Consider the following 17,996-nt stretch of genomic DNA (forward strand, 5'->3'; position numbering starts at 1 on the left):
ACCCCATCAGGCGACGGCCTTCGCGCCGATCCCGTACAGAAGCAAGTGCCCGGCGAGTGGATGACGCGAAAAGGGATTGACTAACCAAGGCCCGATACAGAAGCCCGGATGGAGCGCAAGCGAAATCCGGGACAGGTCCCTCCGCGGCAACAGACCCCGGATTTCGCTGCGCTTCATCCGGGCTACGAGGAAGCGGTAAAAAGCAAAATGGCCGGGACATGCCCGGCCATCGCGCATTGAAGCTATTGACGTCGCGAAGCTTACTTCTTCGCCGGCGCCATCTTGTTGTCGGCCGGCTTCGGCGCGTCCTTGGCGGCATCCGCCGGCGCGGCCGCGTCGGCCGGCTTGTCCATGCGCTCGACCTTGGCGGCCTCGCGCAGCTTGGCGACATAGTCGGCCTGGGCCTTGCGGGTCACATAGGTCTCGATCTGGGCCTTCACCTGCTCGAAGTCGGGCGCCTTGCGGTTGCGCTTTTCCTCGACCTTGATGATGTGCCAGCCGAACTGCGACTTGACCGGATCGGAGATCTTGCCCGGCTCGAGCGAGAAGGCGACCGCGGAGAATTCCGGCACCATCTGCTCCTTGGTGAAGAAGCCGAGGTCGCCGCCGTCGGAGGCGCCGGGGTCCTTGGACTTCTTCTTGGCGAGCTCGCCGAAGTCGGCGCCCTTGTCGAGCTCGGCCTTGATCGCCTTGGCCTCGTCCTCGGTCTCGACCAGGATGTGGCGGGCGTGCACCTCCTGCTCGCCTGTGATCTGCTTGGCGGCCTCCTCATAGACCTTCTTCATGGCGTCGTCGGTGGTCGCGGCCTTGCCCTCGCTGGCAAGCAGGCTGTCCATCAACAGGCGGTTGCGGGTGAAGGCGAGCCGCTTCTTGAAGTCGTCATTGTTCTCGATCTTCTTGTCCTCGGCGGCCTTGGACACGATCTTCATGTCGATCAGGAAGGACAGCACGTTGTCCTTGCGGGTCGAGGGGTCCATCTGCTGCAGGCTCTGGCCGAGTTCCTCCTCGGCGAGCGCCACGTCGCTGGCGTGGATCTCCGAGCCGTTGACCTTCGCCAGCACCGGATCGGATTCCGCGGCCCGGACCGGGAGGCCGGCAGCCAGCACTGCGACAAGACAGCCCGTCGCGGCCAGGGTGGCGAGGCCGAGGCGCAGGCCGGTTTTGGTTTCCGGGGGCGAGGTGGTCATGCAAAATCCTTGTCTCAAAGGGGGGAAGCTCGAGCGGGGCGGACACTCGCCCAATCGTGTTACATTGGCAACGCGAAAGTCTTGTCAAAATGATGAATTCCTTGACATCTTGCCAGCGTTGACAACCCCCCGACCGGGCCATATCTCTGGCCAACCGCGTCAGCGGCGAGAGCGCTTATTTTGCTGCGTTTTTCGCCGTTGAACCCAGGATGGCCTGTTTCCCACTCAATTGGCGGAGGAGCCCCCGGGCCGGGGCTCGAACCGTAGCGCGTCACGTTGAGTTGATAGGCGATCCGGCGGACCATCTCAGGCTGTAATCCAAGACTGAATTCCAAGTTGAATTCCAACACTGAACGAAGACCGAACTCGAGACCGAAGAACAGGAATTTCGCATGATCGGCGCGCTCGCCCGCAAGTTTTTCGGCTCCGCCAACGACCGTCGGGTCAAGGGGTATCAGTCCCGCGTCAACGCCATCAACGCGCTGGAGCCCGAGCTCGTCAAACTGACGGACGATCAGCTCAAGGCCCGCACCGCCGAGTTCAAGCAGCAGCTCGCCAGCGGCAAGACGCTGGACGACATCCTGGTTCCGGCCTTCGCCACCGTACGCGAGGCCGCCAAGCGGACGCTCGGCCAGCGCCATTTCGACGTTCAGCTGATCGGCGGCATGGTGCTGCACGAGGGCGACATCGCCGAGATGAAGACCGGCGAAGGCAAGACGCTGGTCGCGACGCTTGCGGTCTACCTCAACGCGCTCGCCGGCAAGGGCGTCCACGTCGTCACCGTCAACGACTACCTCGCCCGCCGCGACTCCGGCTGGATGGGCCAGATCTATGCCTTCCTGGGGCTGACCACCGGCGTGATCGTGCACGGCCTCGACGACGCCGAGCGCAAGGCCGCCTATGCCTGCGACATCACCTACGGCACCAACAACGAATACGGCTTCGACTATCTGCGCGACAACATGAAGTACCGCCTGGAGGACATGGTCCAGCGCGAGCACTACTACGCGATCGTCGACGAAGTGGACTCCATCCTGATCGACGAGGCGCGCACGCCGCTGATCATCTCCGGCCCGCTCGACGACCGCTCGGATTTCTACAACACCATCGACACCTTCATGCCGAATCTCGCCAAGAAGGACGACTACGAGGTCGACGAGAAGCAGCGCACGGTGACGCTGACCGAAGCCGGCATGGAGAAGCTGGAGAACCTGCTGCGCGACGCCGGCCAGCTCAAGGGCGACTCGCTGTACGACGTCGAGAACGTCTCCGTCGTGCATCACGTCAACCAGGCGCTGCGCGCGCACACGCTGTTCACGCGCGACAAGGACTACATCGTCCGCGACGACGAGGTCGTCATCATCGACGAGTTCACCGGCCGCATGATGCAGGGCCGGCGCTATTCGGAAGGCCTGCACCAGGCGCTGGAAGCCAAGGAGCACGTCACGGTCCAGCCCGAGAACCAGACGCTGGCCTCGATCACCTTCCAGAACTATTTCCGGATGTACCAGAAGCTGTCCGGCATGACCGGCACGGCGCTGACCGAAGCCGACGAACTGTTCGACATCTACAAGCTCGAGGTCGTTGAGATCCCGACCAACCTGCCGGTGGCGCGCCTTGACGAGGACGACGAGGTCTACCGCACCCAGAACGAGAAATACGCCGCGATCCTTGCCGAGATCGAGCGCGCCAACAAGCGGCTGCAGCCGGTGCTGGTCGGCACGGCGTCGATCGAGAAGTCGGAAGTGCTGGCCGAGTACTTGAAGAAGCACGGCTACAAGCAGATCGACTTCACGTCCGAATCCGGCATGGAGAAGCTCTATGCCGCCGCGCGCGCCGGCAAGCCGGCAAAGCTGTTCGCGGTGCTGAACGCGCGCTTCCACGAGCAGGAAGCCTATATCGTCGCGGAAGCCGGCGTGCCGGGCGCGATCACGATCGCGACCAACATGGCCGGCCGCGGTACCGACATCAAGCTCGGCGGCTCGCTCGAGATGCGGATCCAGCAGGAGACCGCCGGGATCACCGATGAGGCCGAGAAGGCCAAGAAGATCGAGCAGATCAAGGCCGACATCGAGCGCTTCCGCGAGATCGTGCTGAAGGCGGAAGAGGATTTCGAGGTCGAGCCCGCCAAGGGCAACAAGCCCGCGAAAACCGTGAAGAAGCCGGGCGGCCTCTACATCATCGGCTCAGAGCGTCACGAATCCCGCCGGATCGACAACCAGCTGCGCGGCCGTTCCGGCCGTCAGGGCGATCCCGGCCGCTCGAAGTTCTTCCTGTCGCTGGAAGACGATCTGATGCGCATCTTCGGCTCCGACCGGCTCGACAGCATGCTGCAGCGGCTCGGCCTGCAGGAAGGCGAAGCCATCATCCATCCCTGGATCAACAAGGCGCTCGAGAAGGCGCAGCAGAAGGTCGAGGCGCGCAACTTCGACATCCGCAAGAACCTCTTGAAGTTCGACAACGTCCAGAACGACCAGCGCAAGGTGATCTTCGACCAGCGCGTCGACCTGATGAAGGACGACAGCGTCGTCGAGACCGTGACCGACATGCGCCATGCCTTCGTCGAGGACGTGGTCGCCAAATACATTCCCGAGCACGCCTATGCCGAGCAGTGGGACACCGCCGGCCTCAAGGACGAATTGAAGCGCGTGCTCGATGTCGATCTGCCGGTCGACGAATGGGCCAAGGAAGAGGGCATCGCCGACGAGGAGCTGCTGACCCGCATCGAGACCCATGTCGACGAGCGCATGGCCGCCAAGGTCGCGCAATGGGGTCCCGACGTGATGCGTTACGTCGAGAAGACCATCCTGCTGCAGACGCTGGACCATCTCTGGCGCGAGCACCTGATCATGCTCGACCATCTGCGACAGGTGATCGGCCTGCGCGGCTATGGCCAGCGTGACCCGTTGCAGGAGTACAAGACCGAGGCCTTCAACCTGTTCCAGGAGATGAGCGCGCATCTGCGCGAGGCGGTCACCGCGCAGCTGATGCGGGTCGAGATCGTGCCGCCGGAGGAGCCGCCGCAGCCGCTGCCGCTGATGGAGGCGCACAAGCTCGATCCCAACACCGGCGAGGACGAGTTCGCGCAGGCCCGCCTGACCGAGGCCACCTACGCCCAGGCCTCACTGGCGCCCGGGATGATTGCCACCGACCGCGATCCGAACGATCCGGCGAGCTGGGGCAAGGTCGGCCGCAACGAGGACTGCCCCTGCGGGTCAGGCAAGAAGTACAAGCACTGCCACGGCCGGTACGCGTAGCCGCCGCGCGCGCTCAGGCGGCGGGCGACTGGCCCGCGCCCGTCGAGCCGCATCGCTCTCAGCCGGCGAAGGCCTTGTCGAGATCGGCGATCACGATCTTCTGCATCTTCAGCATCGCCTGCATCGCGCGGTCGGCTGCCTTGCGATCGGGGACGCTGAGATAGCGGCCGAGCGCGGTCGGGATCACCTGCCAGGACAGGCCGAAGCGGTCTTTGAGCCAGCCGCAGCGCGATTCCTGGCCGCCGTCGGTGAGCTTCTCCCAGAAGTAGTCCACCTGCTCCTGGGTCTCGACGCTCAGGAAGAACGACACCGCCTCGTTGAACTTGTGCTGCGGCCCGCCATTGAGCGCGTGGAACCGCTGCCCCTCGAGCTCGAAGCTCGCCATGAAATCGCTGACGGTCTCGATCTCCGCGTTCGGAAACACCGATTTGTAGAAGGCGACGGCATCGCGGACGTTGTTGTCGAGCCAGAGGAACGGCGTGATCGAAGTCATGACGGGAAGTCCTCGCTAATTGTCGATCGGGGAAGCCTGCGCGACGGCGCGCGAAGGCTGCGCCGCAGGGCGCGCCCCAAGGACGCACCAAACCGCTGCATCCCGACATTTCCTGCCGGTCTTTTTTCGATGGTTTCGGCAGGAGCGCGCCGGGCCGGCGCGGCCTTAATTGGCGCTGCCGATCAGGCTTTCCAGCAGGCGCTTGAGCTCGGTGGTCGACTTGTCGCCATAGCTCTCGACGATGTGCTCCTCCTGGCTCACCGCGAGCGAGTTGAGCCGCCGGCACAGCGCCTTGCCGCGGTCGGAGACGAACATCAGCACCTTGCGGCGATCCTTGGGATCCTGGACGCGATAGACCAGCGCGTCCGACACCATGCGGTCGATCATCTTGGTCAGCGTCGGATGGTTGAGCAGCACAGCATCGGCAAGCTCGCCCATCGAGTGGCCGTTGCCGTCGGACAGCACTTTCAGGATGCGCCACTGCTCGACCGGCACGCCTTCCTTGGCGAGCCGCGTCTCCAACTGCCGGTTGATCTCCCGGTTGGCTTGCGCCAGCAGGTAGGCGAGATGTTCGGTGATCGGGGAATTTTCTTTCGGCGGTTTAGCCACGGCGTGAGACCTGGTTCCTGACCCGGTGAATGAATGTCCGGCAACTCATGCCGTTTCTATATGCACTTCAATTGTTGAATATTCAATATTTTCACCTAGGATATTCCCCCAACCAAGGGGCGGATGCCGCGACCGCCCGCTGGCTGCGTTGCGTAGTGCTTCCCAGACAGGAGTTGGCGTGCTCTCGACGGTCTCTTCCCAGGCGTATGGCGGCTTGCCCGTCCCGCCGCCGTATCTATTTCGAAATCCGTCGTCCTGCGCGGCCGATCTCGCTTTGACCGTCAAGCCGGGGTCCTCGCGCCGTGGCGGCACCGACAGCAAGCTTCGAATCGGCAATTTCATCACCTTCTCGGGCGCGCCCGGCATCTGGGGGCCGATCTCCGCCAACAGCGTCATGCTCGCGGTCGCCGAGATCAACCGCCGCGGCGGCATCAGCGGCCGCGAGGTCGAATTGTCGATGTACGACGCCGGCGGCCCGATCGAGGAGGTGGTGCGCCGCGCCGAGCGGGCGATCGCGTTCGACGAGATCGACGTGATCATGGGCTCGCATATCTCGGCGGTGCGCCTCGCGCTGCGCAAGGTCACGGCCGGCCGCATCCCCTATGTCTACACGCCGGTCTATGAGGGCGGCGAGCGGACGCCCGGCGTGATGGCGATCGGCGAGACGCCGCGCGCGGAAAGCCGGCCGGCGATCCACTGGCTCACCGAGGTCAAGAAGGCCCAGCGCTGGTACCTGATCGGCAGCGATTATGTCTGGCCCTGGCAGTCGCATCGCGCGGTGAAGCGCTACATCAAGGAGGCCGGCGGCCACGTCGTCGGCGAGGAATTTGTCCCGCTCGGCGAGGACAATCACGAGCCGCATCTGGCGCGGATTCGCGCAGCACGGCCAGATGTCGTGCTGATCACCCTGATCGGCACCGACAGCATCACCTTCAACCGTGCCTTTGCCGAGGCCGGGCTTGCCGCGACCACGCTGCGTTACGCCGGCGCGATGGACGAGACCGTGATGCTCGGCATCGGCCCCGACTCGACCCAAAACCTGTTCTGCGCCTCCGGCTATTTCGGCTGCATCGATTCGTGCGCCAATGACGACTTCCGGACCAGCTACCGCGCGATGTTCGGGGCGCATGCGCCGCCGATCGGCTCGGTCGGGCAGTCCAATTATGAGGGGATGCGCTTTCTCGAGGCGGCGGCCAATCAGGCGCGCTCGCTGTCGATCGGACCATTGTCCGCCGCGGCGCACAATCTCGTCTACAGCGGTGCCCGCGGCACCGTCACAATTCGCGACGGCCGCGCCGAGATGCCGATCTATCTTGCCGAGGCCGACGGTCTCGACTTCAATGTGATCAGGACGATCTAGATGGACCGGGCGATGCCGCGCTCGCCGCGCGGCTTGCCGGTGCCAGACAGGAGCAGGTGTGCAATCGACGCCCTACGTCATGGCCCGAACCTCGAGCAACAGGTATGGCGGCCTTCCATGCCCGCCTTCCCTGCTGTTCCGGAACCTGACGTCGGCGCGGTCCGATCGGGTCTTTTCCCCGATGGATCGGGACGGTTTCGGTCCGCGCGGTGCGCGCAGCCGGCTGCGGATCGCCGGCTTCGTCTGCTGCACCGGTTCGCCCGGGATGTGGGGACCGGCCGCGACCTCGAGTGCACAGCTCGCCGTCGCCGACATCAACCGGCGCGGCGGCATCCTCGGCCGCGAGGTCGAGTTCTCGGTCTATGACGCCGGCGGACCGATCGAGGACGTGCTCGATCGCGCCGAGCAGGCGATCGCGTCCGACGATGTCGATCTCATCATGGGCATGCACACCAGCGCGGTGCGCGTCGCGCTGCGCGGCCTGATCACCCGCAGCAAGATCCCCTACATCTACACGCCGGTCTATGAAGGCGGCGAGCGGACGCCGGGCGTCATCGCGATCGGCGAGACGCCACGCTGGCAGAACCGGCCGTCGATCCACTGGCTGGCCGAGGCGAAGCGCGCTTCGCGCTGGTACCTGATCGGCAGCGACTATGTCTGGCCATGGCAGTCGCACCGCGCGGTGAAGCGTTACATCAAGGAGACCGGCGGGCTCGTGGTCGGCGAGGAGTTCGTGCCGGTCGGCGAGGATAATCACGAGGCGCAGCTGGAACGCATCCGCGCCGCGAAACCCGATGTCGTGCTGATCTCGCTGATCGGCACCGATAGCGTGACCTTCAACCGCGCCTTCGCCGATGCCGGCCTTGCCGCCACCACGCTGCGCTTTGCCGGCTGTTTCGACGAGACGGCGCTGCTCGGCATCGGCGCCGACAAGACCGAGAACCTTTACTGCGCCTCCGGCTATTTCCCCTCCGTCGGCTCACGCGAAGGCGACGATTTCAGGGACCGCTATCGCGCGATGTTCGGTGCGTTCGCGCCGCCGGTCGGCTCGTGCAGCGAGTCCGCCTATGAAGGGTTCTGCCTGCTCGAGGCCGCCGCCAAGCGCGCCGGCACGCTGGACATGCGGCCGCTGCTCGCGGCGACGGACAACCTCGTCTATCGCGGCCCGCGCGGTCCGGTCACGGTGCGCAGCGGCCATGCCAGGATGCCGATGTATCTTGCCGAAGCCGACGGTCTCGACTTCAGGGTGATCAAGCCGATCTGAGCAGTGCGACAGCGTCGCCGGAAGGTTTTGCGAAATAATACTTGAAAAGGAAAATATTTCCGTTTTCAATACAGCAACGGGGTGAGCGGTTCGCGCGGGCAGCGCGCCGCTGCACCTGCGTCGAGGGATCAAATCCAAAGATCAAAAGCTATCAGGAGAGCGCCGTGACCGTCGTCCTTCCCACGCCAACGCAACTTCGTGCCGTCGCCGAGCAGTGCGGCCTGTCACTGACCGATGAGGATGTGGCCTCGTTCCGGGGCCTGATGCAGGGCTCGATCGACGCCTACAACGTGATCGCCGCGATGCCGGACGAACTGCCTGCGGTGAAATATCCGCGCACGCCCGGCTATCGCCCGGCGCCAGAGGAGAACCCGCGCAACGCCTGGTACTACAAGTCGACCGTGAAGGGCGCGGCGTCCGGCAAGCTCAAGGGCAAGACGGTGGCGCTGAAGGACAACATCATGCTGGCCGGCGTGCCGATGACGAACGGCTCGTCGACGCTGGAAGGCTATATCCCCGATTTCGACGCCACCATCGTCACGCGGATGCTCGATGCCGGCGCCGAGATCGCCGGCAAGACCCATTGCGAGCACTTCTGCCTGTCCGGCGGCAGCCACACCAACTCTTACGGAGCGGTGCACAATCCGCACAAGATGGGCTATTCGGCCGGCGGCTCGTCGTCGGGCTCCGGCGTCGTGGTCGCGCTCGGCGAGGTCGACATGGCGATCGGCGGCGACCAGGGCGGCTCGATCCGCATGCCGTCCTCGTTCTGCGGCACCTACGGCATGAAGCCGACCTGGGGCCTCGTGCCCTATACCGGCATCATGCCGATCGAGATCTTCGTCGACCACACAGGACCGATGACCGCAACGGTGGAGGACAACGCGCTGCTGCTCGAGGTGATCGCCGGCGACGACGGCTACGATCCGCGCATCAAGGCGCCCAAGGTCGAGGATTACACCAAGGCGCTGGGCAAGGGCGTCAAGGGCATGAAGATCGGCATCCTCAAGGAAGGCTTCGAGCAGCCGACCGCGGAAGCCGCGGTCAATGAAAGCGTGCGCGAGGCGGCCAAGCGCTTCAAGGATCTCGGCGCGTCGGTCGACACCGTGTCGATCCCGATGCACATGGTCGGCCCCGCGATCTGGACCCCGATCGGCACCGAAGGCCTGACCCAGACCATGATGTTCGGCGACGGCTACGGCCTCAGCCGGCCCGACCTCTATTCGACCTCGCTGATGGACTTCCATCGCGGCTGGCGCCGCCAGGCGGACTCGCTGTCGGAGACCACCAAGCTGTTCATGATGCTCGGCACCTACATCAACAACAATTTCGGTCCGCGCTTCTACGGCAAGGCGCTCAACATCTCCCGCCGCCTCACCGCGGCCTATGACAAGGCGTTCAAGGATTACGACTTGCTGCTGCTGCCGACCACGCCGATGAAGGCGCCGGCGCTGCCGGCGGCCAATGCCAGCCGCGAGGACTATGTCGCCCGTGCGCTCGAGATGATCACCAACACCGCGCCGTTCGACATCACCCACCACCCGGCGATGTCGCTGCCCTGCGGCATGGTCGACGGCCTGCCGGTCGGGTTGATGCTGGTCGGCCGGATGTTCGAGGAATCCACCATCTACCGCGCCGCGCACGCCTTCGAGCAGGCCGGCGACTGGAAGAAGATGTGAGGCGCCGCTTGTTGCAGACGCAGGCTGGATGGATCGAACGCCGGATCGAACGACATGGCTAGCACTTTTGCCGCGGCGTTCGAGATCGTGAGCTTCGGCGCGATCATCGTGCTGGTGGTGCTCGGGCTCGGCATCATCGCCAGCATGATGGGCATCTTCAACTTCGCGCAGGGCGAGTTCGTCCTGCTCGGGGCCTATGTGACCTATCTGGCCTACGCCCATGGCGCGCCGGTCTGGGCCGGCATGGTCGCGGCGCCCTTTGTGGTCGGCGCGATCGGCTTCGTGCTGGAGGCGCTGATCATCAGGCGGTTCTACGCCGCGCCGATCGTGGCGATGCTCGGCACCTATGCGCTCGGCCTGATCATCCGCGAGAGCGTGCGCGGCCTGATCGGCGGCTTCTATCTCACGGTGCCGGAGCCGATCGGCGGTTCGATCGACCTCGGCTCGGTCCACATCTCGGCCTGGCGCTTCACCATCATTGTGATCACGCTGCTGGTGATGGGCGGCTGCTATCTCTTGCTGGCGCGCACCTCGTTCGGGCTTCGGGTCCGCGCCACGCTGGAGAATCCGGCGCTGGCGCGCGCGTCGGGCATCTCCACGCCGCTGATCTACGGGGCGACCTTCGCGTTCGGCGCGGCGCTGGCCGGGCTTGCCGGCGCGCTGATCGTGCCGGTGTTCAGCTTGTTCGCCGACCTCGGCATCCGCTTCCTGATCCAGGGCTTCGTCGCCGTTATGGTCGGCGGGGTCGGCTCCTTCATCGGTCCGGTCGCCGGCGCCGGTGTGATCGGCACGCTCAGCGCGGCGCTGCCTTGGGTGATGTCTCCTGTCGTCGCCGACGTCCTGGTCTTCGTGCTCGCAATTGCCTTCATCAAATTCCGCCCGCAGGGCCTCATATCGGGAAAAGGGGTTTAGTCAGATGTTCGATCGCACCAATCTCACGCGCCGCCGCTTCATGAGCAATTTCGCGTTCGCGACCGGCGCGCTCGCGACCGGGGTCGGCAGCTGGGTGGTCAGGCCCGACTGGGCCAACGCAGCGGAGGGACCGATCAAGGTCGGCATCGCGACCGACTTGACCGGCCCGATCGCCTATGCCGGCAACGCCGACGCCAACGTCGCCAAGATGGTGATCAAGGAGATCAACGCCGGCGGCGGCCTGCTCGGCCGGCCGCTCGAGCTCTACATCGAGGACACTGCCTCGAACGAATCGGTCGCGGTCGGCAATGTCCGCAAGCTGATCCAGCGCGACAAGGTCGACATGGTGCTCGGCGGAATCACCTCGTCGATGCGCAATGCGATCAAGGATCCGATCGTGGCGCGCGGCAAGACGCTCTACATCTATCCGCAGCTCTACGAAGGCAAGGAGTGCACGCCCTATCTGTTCTGCACCGGACCGACCCCGGCGCAGCAGTGCGACACCTTCATTCCCTGGCTGATCAAGAACGGCGGCAAGAAGTTCGCGCTGCCGAGCGCCAACTATGTCTGGCCGCACACGCTCAACGTCTACGCCCGCAAGGTGATCGAATCGAACGGCGGCGAGGTGGTGTTCGAGGAATACTACCCGCTCGACCAGGTCGACTTCTCGGCCACCGTCAACCGCGTCATCTCCAACAAGGTCGACGTCGTGTTCAACACCGTGATCCCGCCCGGCGTCGGCCCGTTCTTCAAGCAGCTTTATGAAGCCGGCTTCCTCAAGAACGGCGGGCGGCTCGCCTGCGTCTACTATGACGAGAACACGCTCAACATCAATCAGGCCAACGAGATCGAGGGCCTTGCGAGCTGCCTCGACTATTTCAAGGTGCTGACCAAGGAGGATCCGTTCGACGCCAAGCTCCAGGCAGCCTATGAGAAGGATTTCCCCGGCAACTTCCTGTTCGCGGCCGGCAGCGCCGCCACCGGAACCTATCGCGGCCTCAAGCTGTGGGAGGCGGCGGTCAAGGAGGCCGGCAAGGTCGACCGCGACTCCGTTGCGGCCGCGCTCGACCACGCCAAGATCGCCGAAGGGCCGGGCGGACCGGCGGAGATGGTGCCGGGCAAGCGTCACTGCAAGATGAAGATGTACACCGCTGTTGCCAAAGGCGGGAACTATGAGATCGTCGCGCGCAGCGACGGTCTCGTTGATCCCAAGGAATGCTGAGCGATCCATGGTTGGAGCAAGAGAGGCTGTCGCACGCGTCGGTGAGGAACCAGATGTCGTGACGGGCGAGGGCGCACCGGCCGCAAGCGCGCCGGCGGGACGGGTATCGGCAGGATGGAAGGTCCTGCCGATCGTGGAAGGGCTGGTGCTGCTGATCGCACTGGTCCTGCCATGGGTGCTGCAGGACTATCTGACGGTGTTCGCCACCCGCGTGGTGATCCTCGCGTTGTTCGCCCTGTCGTTCGACCTGGTGTGGGGCTATGCCGGCATCATGAGCTTCGGCCAGGCGCTGTTCTTCGGCGCCGCCGGCTACGGCGTGGCGCTCTTGGCGCGCGATCTCAACGTCACCTCGATCCTCCTGATCCTGCCTGCCGGAACGCTGATCGGGCTCACCGCGTCGCTGCTGCTCGGCGGCTTCCTGCTGCTCGGGCGTTATCCCTCGAGCGTGATCTTCGTCTCGCTCGGCACCCTCACCGGCTCCTATGCCGCGGACCGGCTGGCGCGCGGCTGGTACTATCTCGGCGGCCAGAACGGCATCCCGTCGATCCCGCCGCTCACCCTCGGCAGCTACGAGTTCGAGGAGGGGCCGATCTACTACTACATGGTGCTCGGCATCCTCGTGGTCGTCTATCTGCTCTGCCGCTTCCTGGTCCGCTCGCAATTCGGCCTCGCGCTCGCCGGCCTGCGCGAGAACGAGCAGCGCATCGCCTTCTTCGGCTACAAGGCGCAGCATCTGAAGGCGATCATCTTTGCGGTCGGCGGCACCATCGCCGGTCTTGCCGGCAGCCTCTATGCCTTCCACGAGGGCTTCGTCTGGCCCAACATGCTGGGCGTCGTGTTCTCGACCCAGGTCGTGCTCTACGTCTTGTTCGGCGGCTCCGGCACGCTGATCGGCGCCGTGATCGGCACCGTGATCATCGAGGGCGTCAGCTTCTGGCTGTCCGACAATTACCGCGACGTCTGGCCGATCATCCTCGGCGTGCTGCTGCTGCTCGTCATCATGTTCCGGCCGCTCGGGCTGATCTCCTTCGTGCTCGGCGAGCGCGAGCGGGTCGGCAGTTTCGGCAAAGCCCCGAAGGAGACCGGCAATGCCGCTCCTTGAGGCGCAAGGGATCAGCAAAGTGTTCGGCAAGCTGACCGCGCTCGACGGTGCAGCGCTGACCGTCGGCGAGAACGAGTTCCACGGCCTGATCGGCCCCAACGGCTCGGGCAAGAGCACGCTGATGAAATGCGTCGCCGGCGCCGAGGTGCCGACCACGGGCAAGGTCTCCTTCGTCAACACCGACATCACCGCGTTCACGCCGACCGAGCGCGCGCGCGCCGGCATGAGCCTGAAGTTCCAGATCACCTCGGTGCTGCCGACGCTGACGCTGTACGACAACATCCTGCTGGCGCTGCAGGCACACTGCTCGCTGTTCGACCTCGTGCTGTCGCGGACCCGCAAGAAGCTGCACGATCAGGTGATGACGATGCTGACCCAGTTCCGGCTCGCCGATCGCGTACATGATGCCGCCGCGGCCCTGTCGCACGGCCAGCAGCAATGGCTCGAGATCGCGATGGCGCTCGCCGGCAAGCCACGGCTGTTGCTGCTGGACGAGCCGACCGGCGGCATGAGCCTCGAGGAGCGCCGCGTCACCGGCGAGCTGTTGCAGCCGATCAAGCAGCATTGCTCGCTCGTCATCGTCGAACACGACCTCGATTTCATCCGCGACATCTGCGACCGCCTCACCGTGCTCGACCAGGGCAAGGTGCTGGCCTCGGGAACGGTCGCGGAAATCCAGGCCAACAAAAGCGTCCAGGAGATCTATCTTCGCCGTGCCTGAGCAAACCTTCCTCGATATCCGGCATCTCGACGCCGGTTATGGCCGCAGCCAGGTCCTGTTCGATGTCAACATCGGCATTCCCTGGCGCGGCGGCGTCGCCGTGCTCGGCCGCAACGGCGCCGGCAAGACCACGCTGATGAAGACCATCGTCGGCGAGCTCGCAAGCTCGCAGGGCGAGTTGTTCTTCGACGGCCGCGACATCACCCGCCGCCGCACCGAGGAGCGGGTGCGCTCCGGCATCGGCTATGTGCCGCAGGAGCATTCGGTGTTCGCCCGCCTGTCGGTGCGCGACAACCTCGCCGTCGGCTCGCTGTTCAATTCCGATGCCAGCGCCGTCGATCGCGTGCTGGCCATCTTTCCGAAACTCGGCCAGCGGCTCGACCAGCCGGCCGGCACGCTGTCCGGCGGCGAGCGCAAGATGCTGGCGATCGGCCGCGCCATGCTCGGCAATCCAAAGTTGCTGCTGCTGGACGAGCCGACCGAAGGCGTCTGGATCGGCGTGATCGAGGAGATCACCGAACGGCTGATCGAGCTCGCCAAAAGCATCTCGGTCGTGATCGTCGAGCAGCATCTCGACCTCGCGCTGCGCGTCGCCGACTATGCCTATGTGCTGGACCGCGGCCGCGTCGCGCTGCAGGGCAGCGCCAGCGAGGTGCGGAGCGATCCGGAACTGCTGCGCTATCTGGCGCCGTAGCAGGCTTCAATGCGGCAGGCGGTCGGCCTTGCGGCCGATCACGCCGTCTCCCGGCGTCCGCGTCCGCCGTGCCGATCGCATCTCGCGACGCACATACCAGGCCGCGACCGAGCAGATCAGCCAGGCCAGCGATGCCGCGATGAAGGCGGCCGGGACGCTGCGGCCCACCGTCAGCGCGAAGACGATGGCGAATGCCAGCATGCCGACCGCGCCGAGCGCTGCGCCCGCCGCATCGAGCGCCGCGGCCTGCTGCCCGCGCCACGTGCCGTCGAGGCCGGCGTTCCGCTTGCGGCGGATTTCATGCTTCTCGATGAGGGTGGCGCTGGCGCAGAAGATGGCGGGGAGTGCAAGAAAGGCGCCGCCGACATAGGCGCCGCACGTGCTGCTGATCAGTCCGGTCAGGACGGTGGCGCCGCCACCGAGCACGAAGCGGATCAGATATTCGGTCCAGCGGCTTTCCCTGAGCGAGGACAGTGAGACGCGGACCGGTGTCATGCCTGTCCTCCGGCAACGCCCAGCAAGCCGAAGACGATCGCGAGCCAGACGACAAGCGCCAGCAAGGTGGCGGGGGCAGCGCGGAGCCTCGCGCGAATCAGCAATTGGCAGACCACGAAGCTATAGATGGCAAGCGCAACGGCGCCAGCCATCATCGCGCGGCTCTGCAGGCCGGCATAGTCGGTGCCGTGCTGGTACACGGCGATGCCGAGGGTCGCGAGCGCAACCGACGGCGCCGCGCCGAACAGCCCGGCGAAGCTCTTCGGACGCAGCACGTCACCCAGCATCGCGAAGGCCGACACCACGGCCCCGCCCACGAGAAAGCGGATGACATATTCGCTCATCGCGCCTTGCCCCGCGGTGGATCGTCACCGGGATAGCCGGTCCACAATCGCAGCAGCCGCTCGAGAAGTGCTCCGAGCCCGAATCCCGCGATCACGTCGCTCGTCCAGTGTGCGAGAACCATAATGCGCGTCAGCGAGAGGCCGACCGCGAGTGCCTGGATTGGGCGGCGCGCGCCGGCGGGCAATGTCGCTGCCGCCGACGCCAGCGCGCCCATATGCAGCGCGTGGCCGGATGGGAAGGCGTCGTCGCGCTTGCCAGAGATCGGGATGCCGTTGGCATGGCCGGCCACGGTCAGGCGATCCGGGCGAGTCTGGTTGAACAGCAACTTCAGGCCATGCGGCAGCAGCGATGCTGCGACCGTCACCAGCAGCGCGTGATTGCCGGCGCGCTCGAGCGAGGCACCGCGCCCGCGCGAGGCGAGCCAGCCTGCGGCGGCGAGCGCAAGCAGGACCTTTTCGTCAGCGCCCCAGGTCAGTGTGCGGGCGATCTCTTCCGGCGCAGGTGCGGTGTTGCGGGCGATCGCACGCGCGATCATGGCGTCCGCCGCGGTCGGGCGAATGGTGATCGGGAAGGGGGCGCCTCGCTGGCGGCGTGCGCGAACTCGGGTTGTCGTATCCATGGTCAGGTTCCCATCCAACGCACCAGGCGCGGCATGGGTCCTAATCGGCGTGCAAGGAACCAAATGCAGATCGATGCTCTTGAACTCTTGCCCGTCTCGACCCGATCCCAAGGCTCAATCCCGAGGCTTCGCGCGCCAATGGGGAGGGCGGGCGATGGATTGTAGGCAGGGAGAGGTGTCGATGACGGAGCCGGACGTTCGCAAGGGGATGCCGCCGGTCAAGCTTTCGCGCGATGAATTCGAACGGCGCTACCGCAAGCGATTTGCCGATCCGGTCTTTCAATCCATGCAGACGGAGCTTGCGACGATCATCGCCGGCGCCTGGGACGCCTATCGTCATTCGCGCAAGGCGCCGGTTACCCGCAAGGCCGGCCCCGGTTTTGCCGATCCCGACTATGATCTCGCGGTCGATTGGCTGTCCGCGCGCGATGCCATCGATGAAGCGCAACGCAGGCACGACGATCCAAACGAAGCGCCGCATATCCTGCTGATCAACGGCTCCTCGCGCAGCGAACATACGTGTCCCGGCGAGATGTCCAAAAGCTGGCGCATGGTCGAGATCGCCGAGGCCGCCTTCCGCGAGATGGGCCTCGCGGTCGATGTGCTCGATCTGTCGCGGCTGACGTCCGAGTTCGGCAGGGAGATTCACCCCTGCAAGTCCTGCGTGTCGACCTCGATGGCGCTCTGCCACTGGCCGTGCAGCTGCTATCCAAACTACTCGCTCGGGCAAACCGACGACTGGATGAACGAGATCTATCCGCTCTGGGTGCGCGCACACGGCATCATGATCATCTCGCCGGTCAACTGGTACCAGACGCCGACCGGGCTCAAGGCGATGATCGATCGCCTGGTCTGCGCCGATGGCGGCAATCCCGATCCGACCTCGACCCACGGCAAGACCGCGAGCAAAGCCAAGGCGCTCGAACTCAAGGGCTGGCCATACCCCAAGCATTTGCGCGGCCGGCATTTCGGCATCGTGGTCCACGGCGACAGCGTCGGTGCGGAAACATGCCGCCGCTTCCTTGCGGACTGGCTCACCGACATGGAGTTGATCTCGGCCGGCGGCAGGGCCGAGATCGATGGCTATGTCGGCTACATGAAGCCCTATGCGACGTCGCACCGCGATCTCGACGAAGACAAGGCCTTTCAGGAACAGGTGCGCAATGTCGCGCTGGCGCTCGGCGCCGCCGTCGACCTCGCGCGCACCGGGCATCTGGAAGATCCCGGCAAGGGGCTTGAGGACCCGCGGCCGAAGTAGGATGGAATCCGGGTTCCCAAAGGAACGATGGGCCCCCGCTGCCCGTTAGGCCGCGGGAGGAAGTCACAATGCGCTATATTTCGATTGCAGCTCTTGTTGCTGCTGCCGTGATGAGCAGCGGTGCCGCGTTGGCGCAGCATTCCGGTACGCCATCGGAACAGAGCGCGTGCACGCGCGATGCACAGCGCTTCTGCCGGAAGGACCTCGGCAATGACGGCGCCGTGCAGAGCTGTCTCCAGATGAAGCGGGCCAGCCTGAGCCGAAGCTGCAAGAAGGTTTTCGAAAGCCACGGAATGTAACGGTCAACGCGCATGCGACGGTGACGAAGCGTGGTGTTCGAACCTGCGAGCGTGGCGGTGCGGCAGCGACGAGGCGTCTGCGCGCGGTACTGACGAAAGCACGCAACGCGGACGGCGAAATCGTGCAGGCCTGACGCTTTGGGTGCGATCGGCGCCCGGCTTTCCCTGCGCGCTCTGCCAACGGAGAGGGCGGAACGAAGAGCAAAGCTCGGACAAATCATGTCGCGAGAACGTTGTGGTGTGACTCACAGACCGCGCCACACACTCAATGTCGTCCTGGCGAAAGCCAGGACCCATTACCCCAAATGAGAGTTGTTGCGCGACGCTGGGGCCAACGATCCCATTCACGATCAAGTTCGGTGGTTATGGGTCCCTGCTTTCGCACTAGTGCATCTACACGTTTGTCGGGCCATTTGCGAGGATTTGGAAGCGGGCCATTCCGGTGTGGAAGGTGATTGGTCCAGGTGGACGGTGGGAGGC

General features: G+C 65.1%; 17 protein-coding genes. 11 read left to right on the top strand and 6 right to left on the bottom strand.

Annotated features, from left to right (window positions below):
* Positions 1-260 precede the first annotated feature (260 nt).
* Entirely contained in the window at positions 261-1,187 is a 927-nt protein-coding gene (locus ACZBJS_RS39565; protein ID WP_076824733.1) for a peptidylprolyl isomerase, read from the bottom strand.
* A gap of 392 nt (positions 1,188-1,579) precedes the next feature.
* Between ACZBJS_RS39565 and secA the strand changes: the two genes are divergently transcribed.
* Positions 1,580-4,444 (top strand): preprotein translocase subunit SecA, encoded by a 2,865-nt coding sequence (gene secA / locus ACZBJS_RS39570; protein WP_253588264.1) that lies wholly within the window; start codon positions 1,580-1,582, stop codon positions 4,442-4,444.
* Positions 4,445-4,502: 58 nt separating this feature from the next.
* On the opposite strand, the gene ACZBJS_RS39575 is transcribed toward secA, so the two are convergent.
* A complete protein-coding gene (locus ACZBJS_RS39575) occupies positions 4,503-4,937 on the bottom strand; it encodes a VOC family protein (protein ID WP_463440096.1) in 435 nt (144 codons plus the stop codon).
* A gap of 165 nt (positions 4,938-5,102) precedes the next feature.
* Positions 5,103-5,546 (bottom strand): MarR family winged helix-turn-helix transcriptional regulator, encoded by a 444-nt coding sequence (locus ACZBJS_RS39580; protein WP_016847408.1) that lies wholly within the window; start codon positions 5,544-5,546, stop codon positions 5,103-5,105.
* Between the two features lie 178 nt (positions 5,547-5,724).
* On the opposite strand from ACZBJS_RS39580, the gene ACZBJS_RS39585 reads away from it, so the two are divergent.
* The 8 genes from ACZBJS_RS39585 (at position 5,725) to ACZBJS_RS39620 (ending at position 14,500) form a co-directional block, all read left to right on the top strand.
* Positions 5,725-6,906 (top strand): ABC transporter substrate-binding protein, encoded by a 1,182-nt coding sequence (locus tag ACZBJS_RS39585; protein ID WP_168858586.1) that lies wholly within the window; start codon positions 5,725-5,727, stop codon positions 6,904-6,906.
* Positions 6,907-6,985: 79 nt separating this feature from the next.
* Complete coding sequence (locus ACZBJS_RS39590; RefSeq protein ID WP_463440099.1) at positions 6,986-8,170, top strand: substrate-binding domain-containing protein; 1,185 nt, start codon at positions 6,986-6,988, stop codon at positions 8,168-8,170.
* A 164-nt stretch (positions 8,171-8,334) separates the two neighbouring features.
* Positions 8,335-9,849, top strand: coding sequence for an amidase (locus ACZBJS_RS39595; RefSeq protein WP_057015636.1), 1,515 nt, complete (start codon positions 8,335-8,337; stop codon positions 9,847-9,849).
* A gap of 54 nt (positions 9,850-9,903) precedes the next feature.
* Positions 9,904-10,761, top strand: a complete 858-nt coding sequence (locus ACZBJS_RS39600) for a branched-chain amino acid ABC transporter permease (RefSeq protein ID WP_028337306.1) — start codon at positions 9,904-9,906, stop codon at positions 10,759-10,761.
* Between the two features lie 4 nt (positions 10,762-10,765).
* Positions 10,766-11,983: a substrate-binding protein gene (locus ACZBJS_RS39605; protein WP_028337305.1), complete on the top strand. Its 1,218-nt coding sequence runs from the start codon at positions 10,766-10,768 to the stop codon at positions 11,981-11,983.
* Between the two features lie 7 nt (positions 11,984-11,990).
* Positions 11,991-13,085 (top strand): branched-chain amino acid ABC transporter permease, encoded by a 1,095-nt coding sequence (locus ACZBJS_RS39610; RefSeq protein ID WP_253588262.1) that lies wholly within the window; start codon positions 11,991-11,993, stop codon positions 13,083-13,085.
* The gene (locus tag ACZBJS_RS39615) at positions 13,072-13,806 is read left to right on the top strand and encodes an ABC transporter ATP-binding protein (protein ID WP_463440097.1); all 735 of its coding nucleotides are present in this window, start codon (positions 13,072-13,074) and stop codon (positions 13,804-13,806) included. The genes ACZBJS_RS39610 and ACZBJS_RS39615 overlap by 14 nt, the downstream gene beginning before the upstream one ends.
* The gene (locus ACZBJS_RS39620; RefSeq protein WP_463440098.1) at positions 13,799-14,500 is read left to right on the top strand and encodes a branched-chain amino acid ABC transporter ATP-binding protein; all 702 of its coding nucleotides are present in this window, start codon (positions 13,799-13,801) and stop codon (positions 14,498-14,500) included. Before ACZBJS_RS39615 ends, ACZBJS_RS39620 begins: the two co-directional genes overlap by 8 nt.
* Before the next feature lie 6 nt (positions 14,501-14,506).
* On the opposite strand, the gene ACZBJS_RS39625 is transcribed toward ACZBJS_RS39620, so the two are convergent.
* Genes ACZBJS_RS39625 through ACZBJS_RS39635 form a run of 3 tightly spaced genes read right to left on the bottom strand, consistent with a single transcriptional unit; the run spans position 14,507 to position 15,959 of the window.
* Entirely contained in the window at positions 14,507-14,995 is a 489-nt protein-coding gene (locus tag ACZBJS_RS39625; protein WP_229189792.1) for a DUF3147 family protein, read from the bottom strand.
* A complete protein-coding gene (locus tag ACZBJS_RS39630; RefSeq protein WP_057015633.1) occupies positions 14,992-15,339 on the bottom strand; it encodes a DUF3147 family protein in 348 nt (115 codons plus the stop codon). The genes ACZBJS_RS39625 and ACZBJS_RS39630 overlap by 4 nt, the downstream gene beginning before the upstream one ends.
* Positions 15,336-15,959: a phosphatase PAP2 family protein gene (locus ACZBJS_RS39635; RefSeq protein ID WP_253638078.1), complete on the bottom strand. Its 624-nt coding sequence runs from the start codon at positions 15,957-15,959 to the stop codon at positions 15,336-15,338. The genes ACZBJS_RS39630 and ACZBJS_RS39635 overlap by 4 nt, the downstream gene beginning before the upstream one ends.
* Positions 15,960-16,140: 181 nt before the next feature.
* Between ACZBJS_RS39635 and ACZBJS_RS39640 the strand changes: the two genes are divergently transcribed.
* Positions 16,141-17,217, top strand: coding sequence for a flavodoxin family protein (locus ACZBJS_RS39640; RefSeq protein WP_229189794.1), 1,077 nt, complete (start codon positions 16,141-16,143; stop codon positions 17,215-17,217).
* Positions 17,218-17,285: 68 nt separating this feature from the next.
* Entirely contained in the window at positions 17,286-17,516 is a 231-nt protein-coding gene (locus ACZBJS_RS39645; RefSeq protein ID WP_057015635.1) for a hypothetical protein, read from the top strand.
* Positions 17,517-17,996 lie beyond the last annotated feature (480 nt).

It is taken from the genome of Bradyrhizobium sp. KZN70725, assembly GCF_055264925.1.

Coding starts and splice junctions, on each gene's coding strand:
- ACZBJS_RS39625 (WP_229189792.1), bottom strand. CDS start 14,995: ATGACACCGGTCCGCGTCTCACTGTCCTCGCTCAGGGAAAGCCGCTGG.
- ACZBJS_RS39610 (WP_253588262.1), top strand. CDS start 11,991: ATGGTTGGAGCAAGAGAGGCTGTCGCACGCGTCGGTGAGGAACCAGAT.
- ACZBJS_RS39630 (WP_057015633.1), bottom strand. CDS start 15,339: ATGAGCGAATATGTCATCCGCTTTCTCGTGGGCGGGGCCGTGGTGTCG.
- ACZBJS_RS39635 (WP_253638078.1), bottom strand. CDS start 15,959: ATGGATACGACAACCCGAGTTCGCGCACGCCGCCAGCGAGGCGCCCCC.
- ACZBJS_RS39605 (WP_028337305.1), top strand. CDS start 10,766: ATGTTCGATCGCACCAATCTCACGCGCCGCCGCTTCATGAGCAATTTC.
- ACZBJS_RS39590 (WP_463440099.1), top strand. CDS start 6,986: ATGGCCCGAACCTCGAGCAACAGGTATGGCGGCCTTCCATGCCCGCCT.
- secA (WP_253588264.1), top strand. CDS start 1,580: ATGATCGGCGCGCTCGCCCGCAAGTTTTTCGGCTCCGCCAACGACCGT.
- ACZBJS_RS39640 (WP_229189794.1), top strand. CDS start 16,141: ATGACGGAGCCGGACGTTCGCAAGGGGATGCCGCCGGTCAAGCTTTCG.
- ACZBJS_RS39565 (WP_076824733.1), bottom strand. CDS start 1,187: ATGACCACCTCGCCCCCGGAAACCAAAACCGGCCTGCGCCTCGGCCTC.
- ACZBJS_RS39600 (WP_028337306.1), top strand. CDS start 9,904: ATGGCTAGCACTTTTGCCGCGGCGTTCGAGATCGTGAGCTTCGGCGCG.
- ACZBJS_RS39645 (WP_057015635.1), top strand. CDS start 17,286: ATGCGCTATATTTCGATTGCAGCTCTTGTTGCTGCTGCCGTGATGAGC.
- ACZBJS_RS39575 (WP_463440096.1), bottom strand. CDS start 4,937: ATGACTTCGATCACGCCGTTCCTCTGGCTCGACAACAACGTCCGCGAT.
- ACZBJS_RS39615 (WP_463440097.1), top strand. CDS start 13,072: ATGCCGCTCCTTGAGGCGCAAGGGATCAGCAAAGTGTTCGGCAAGCTG.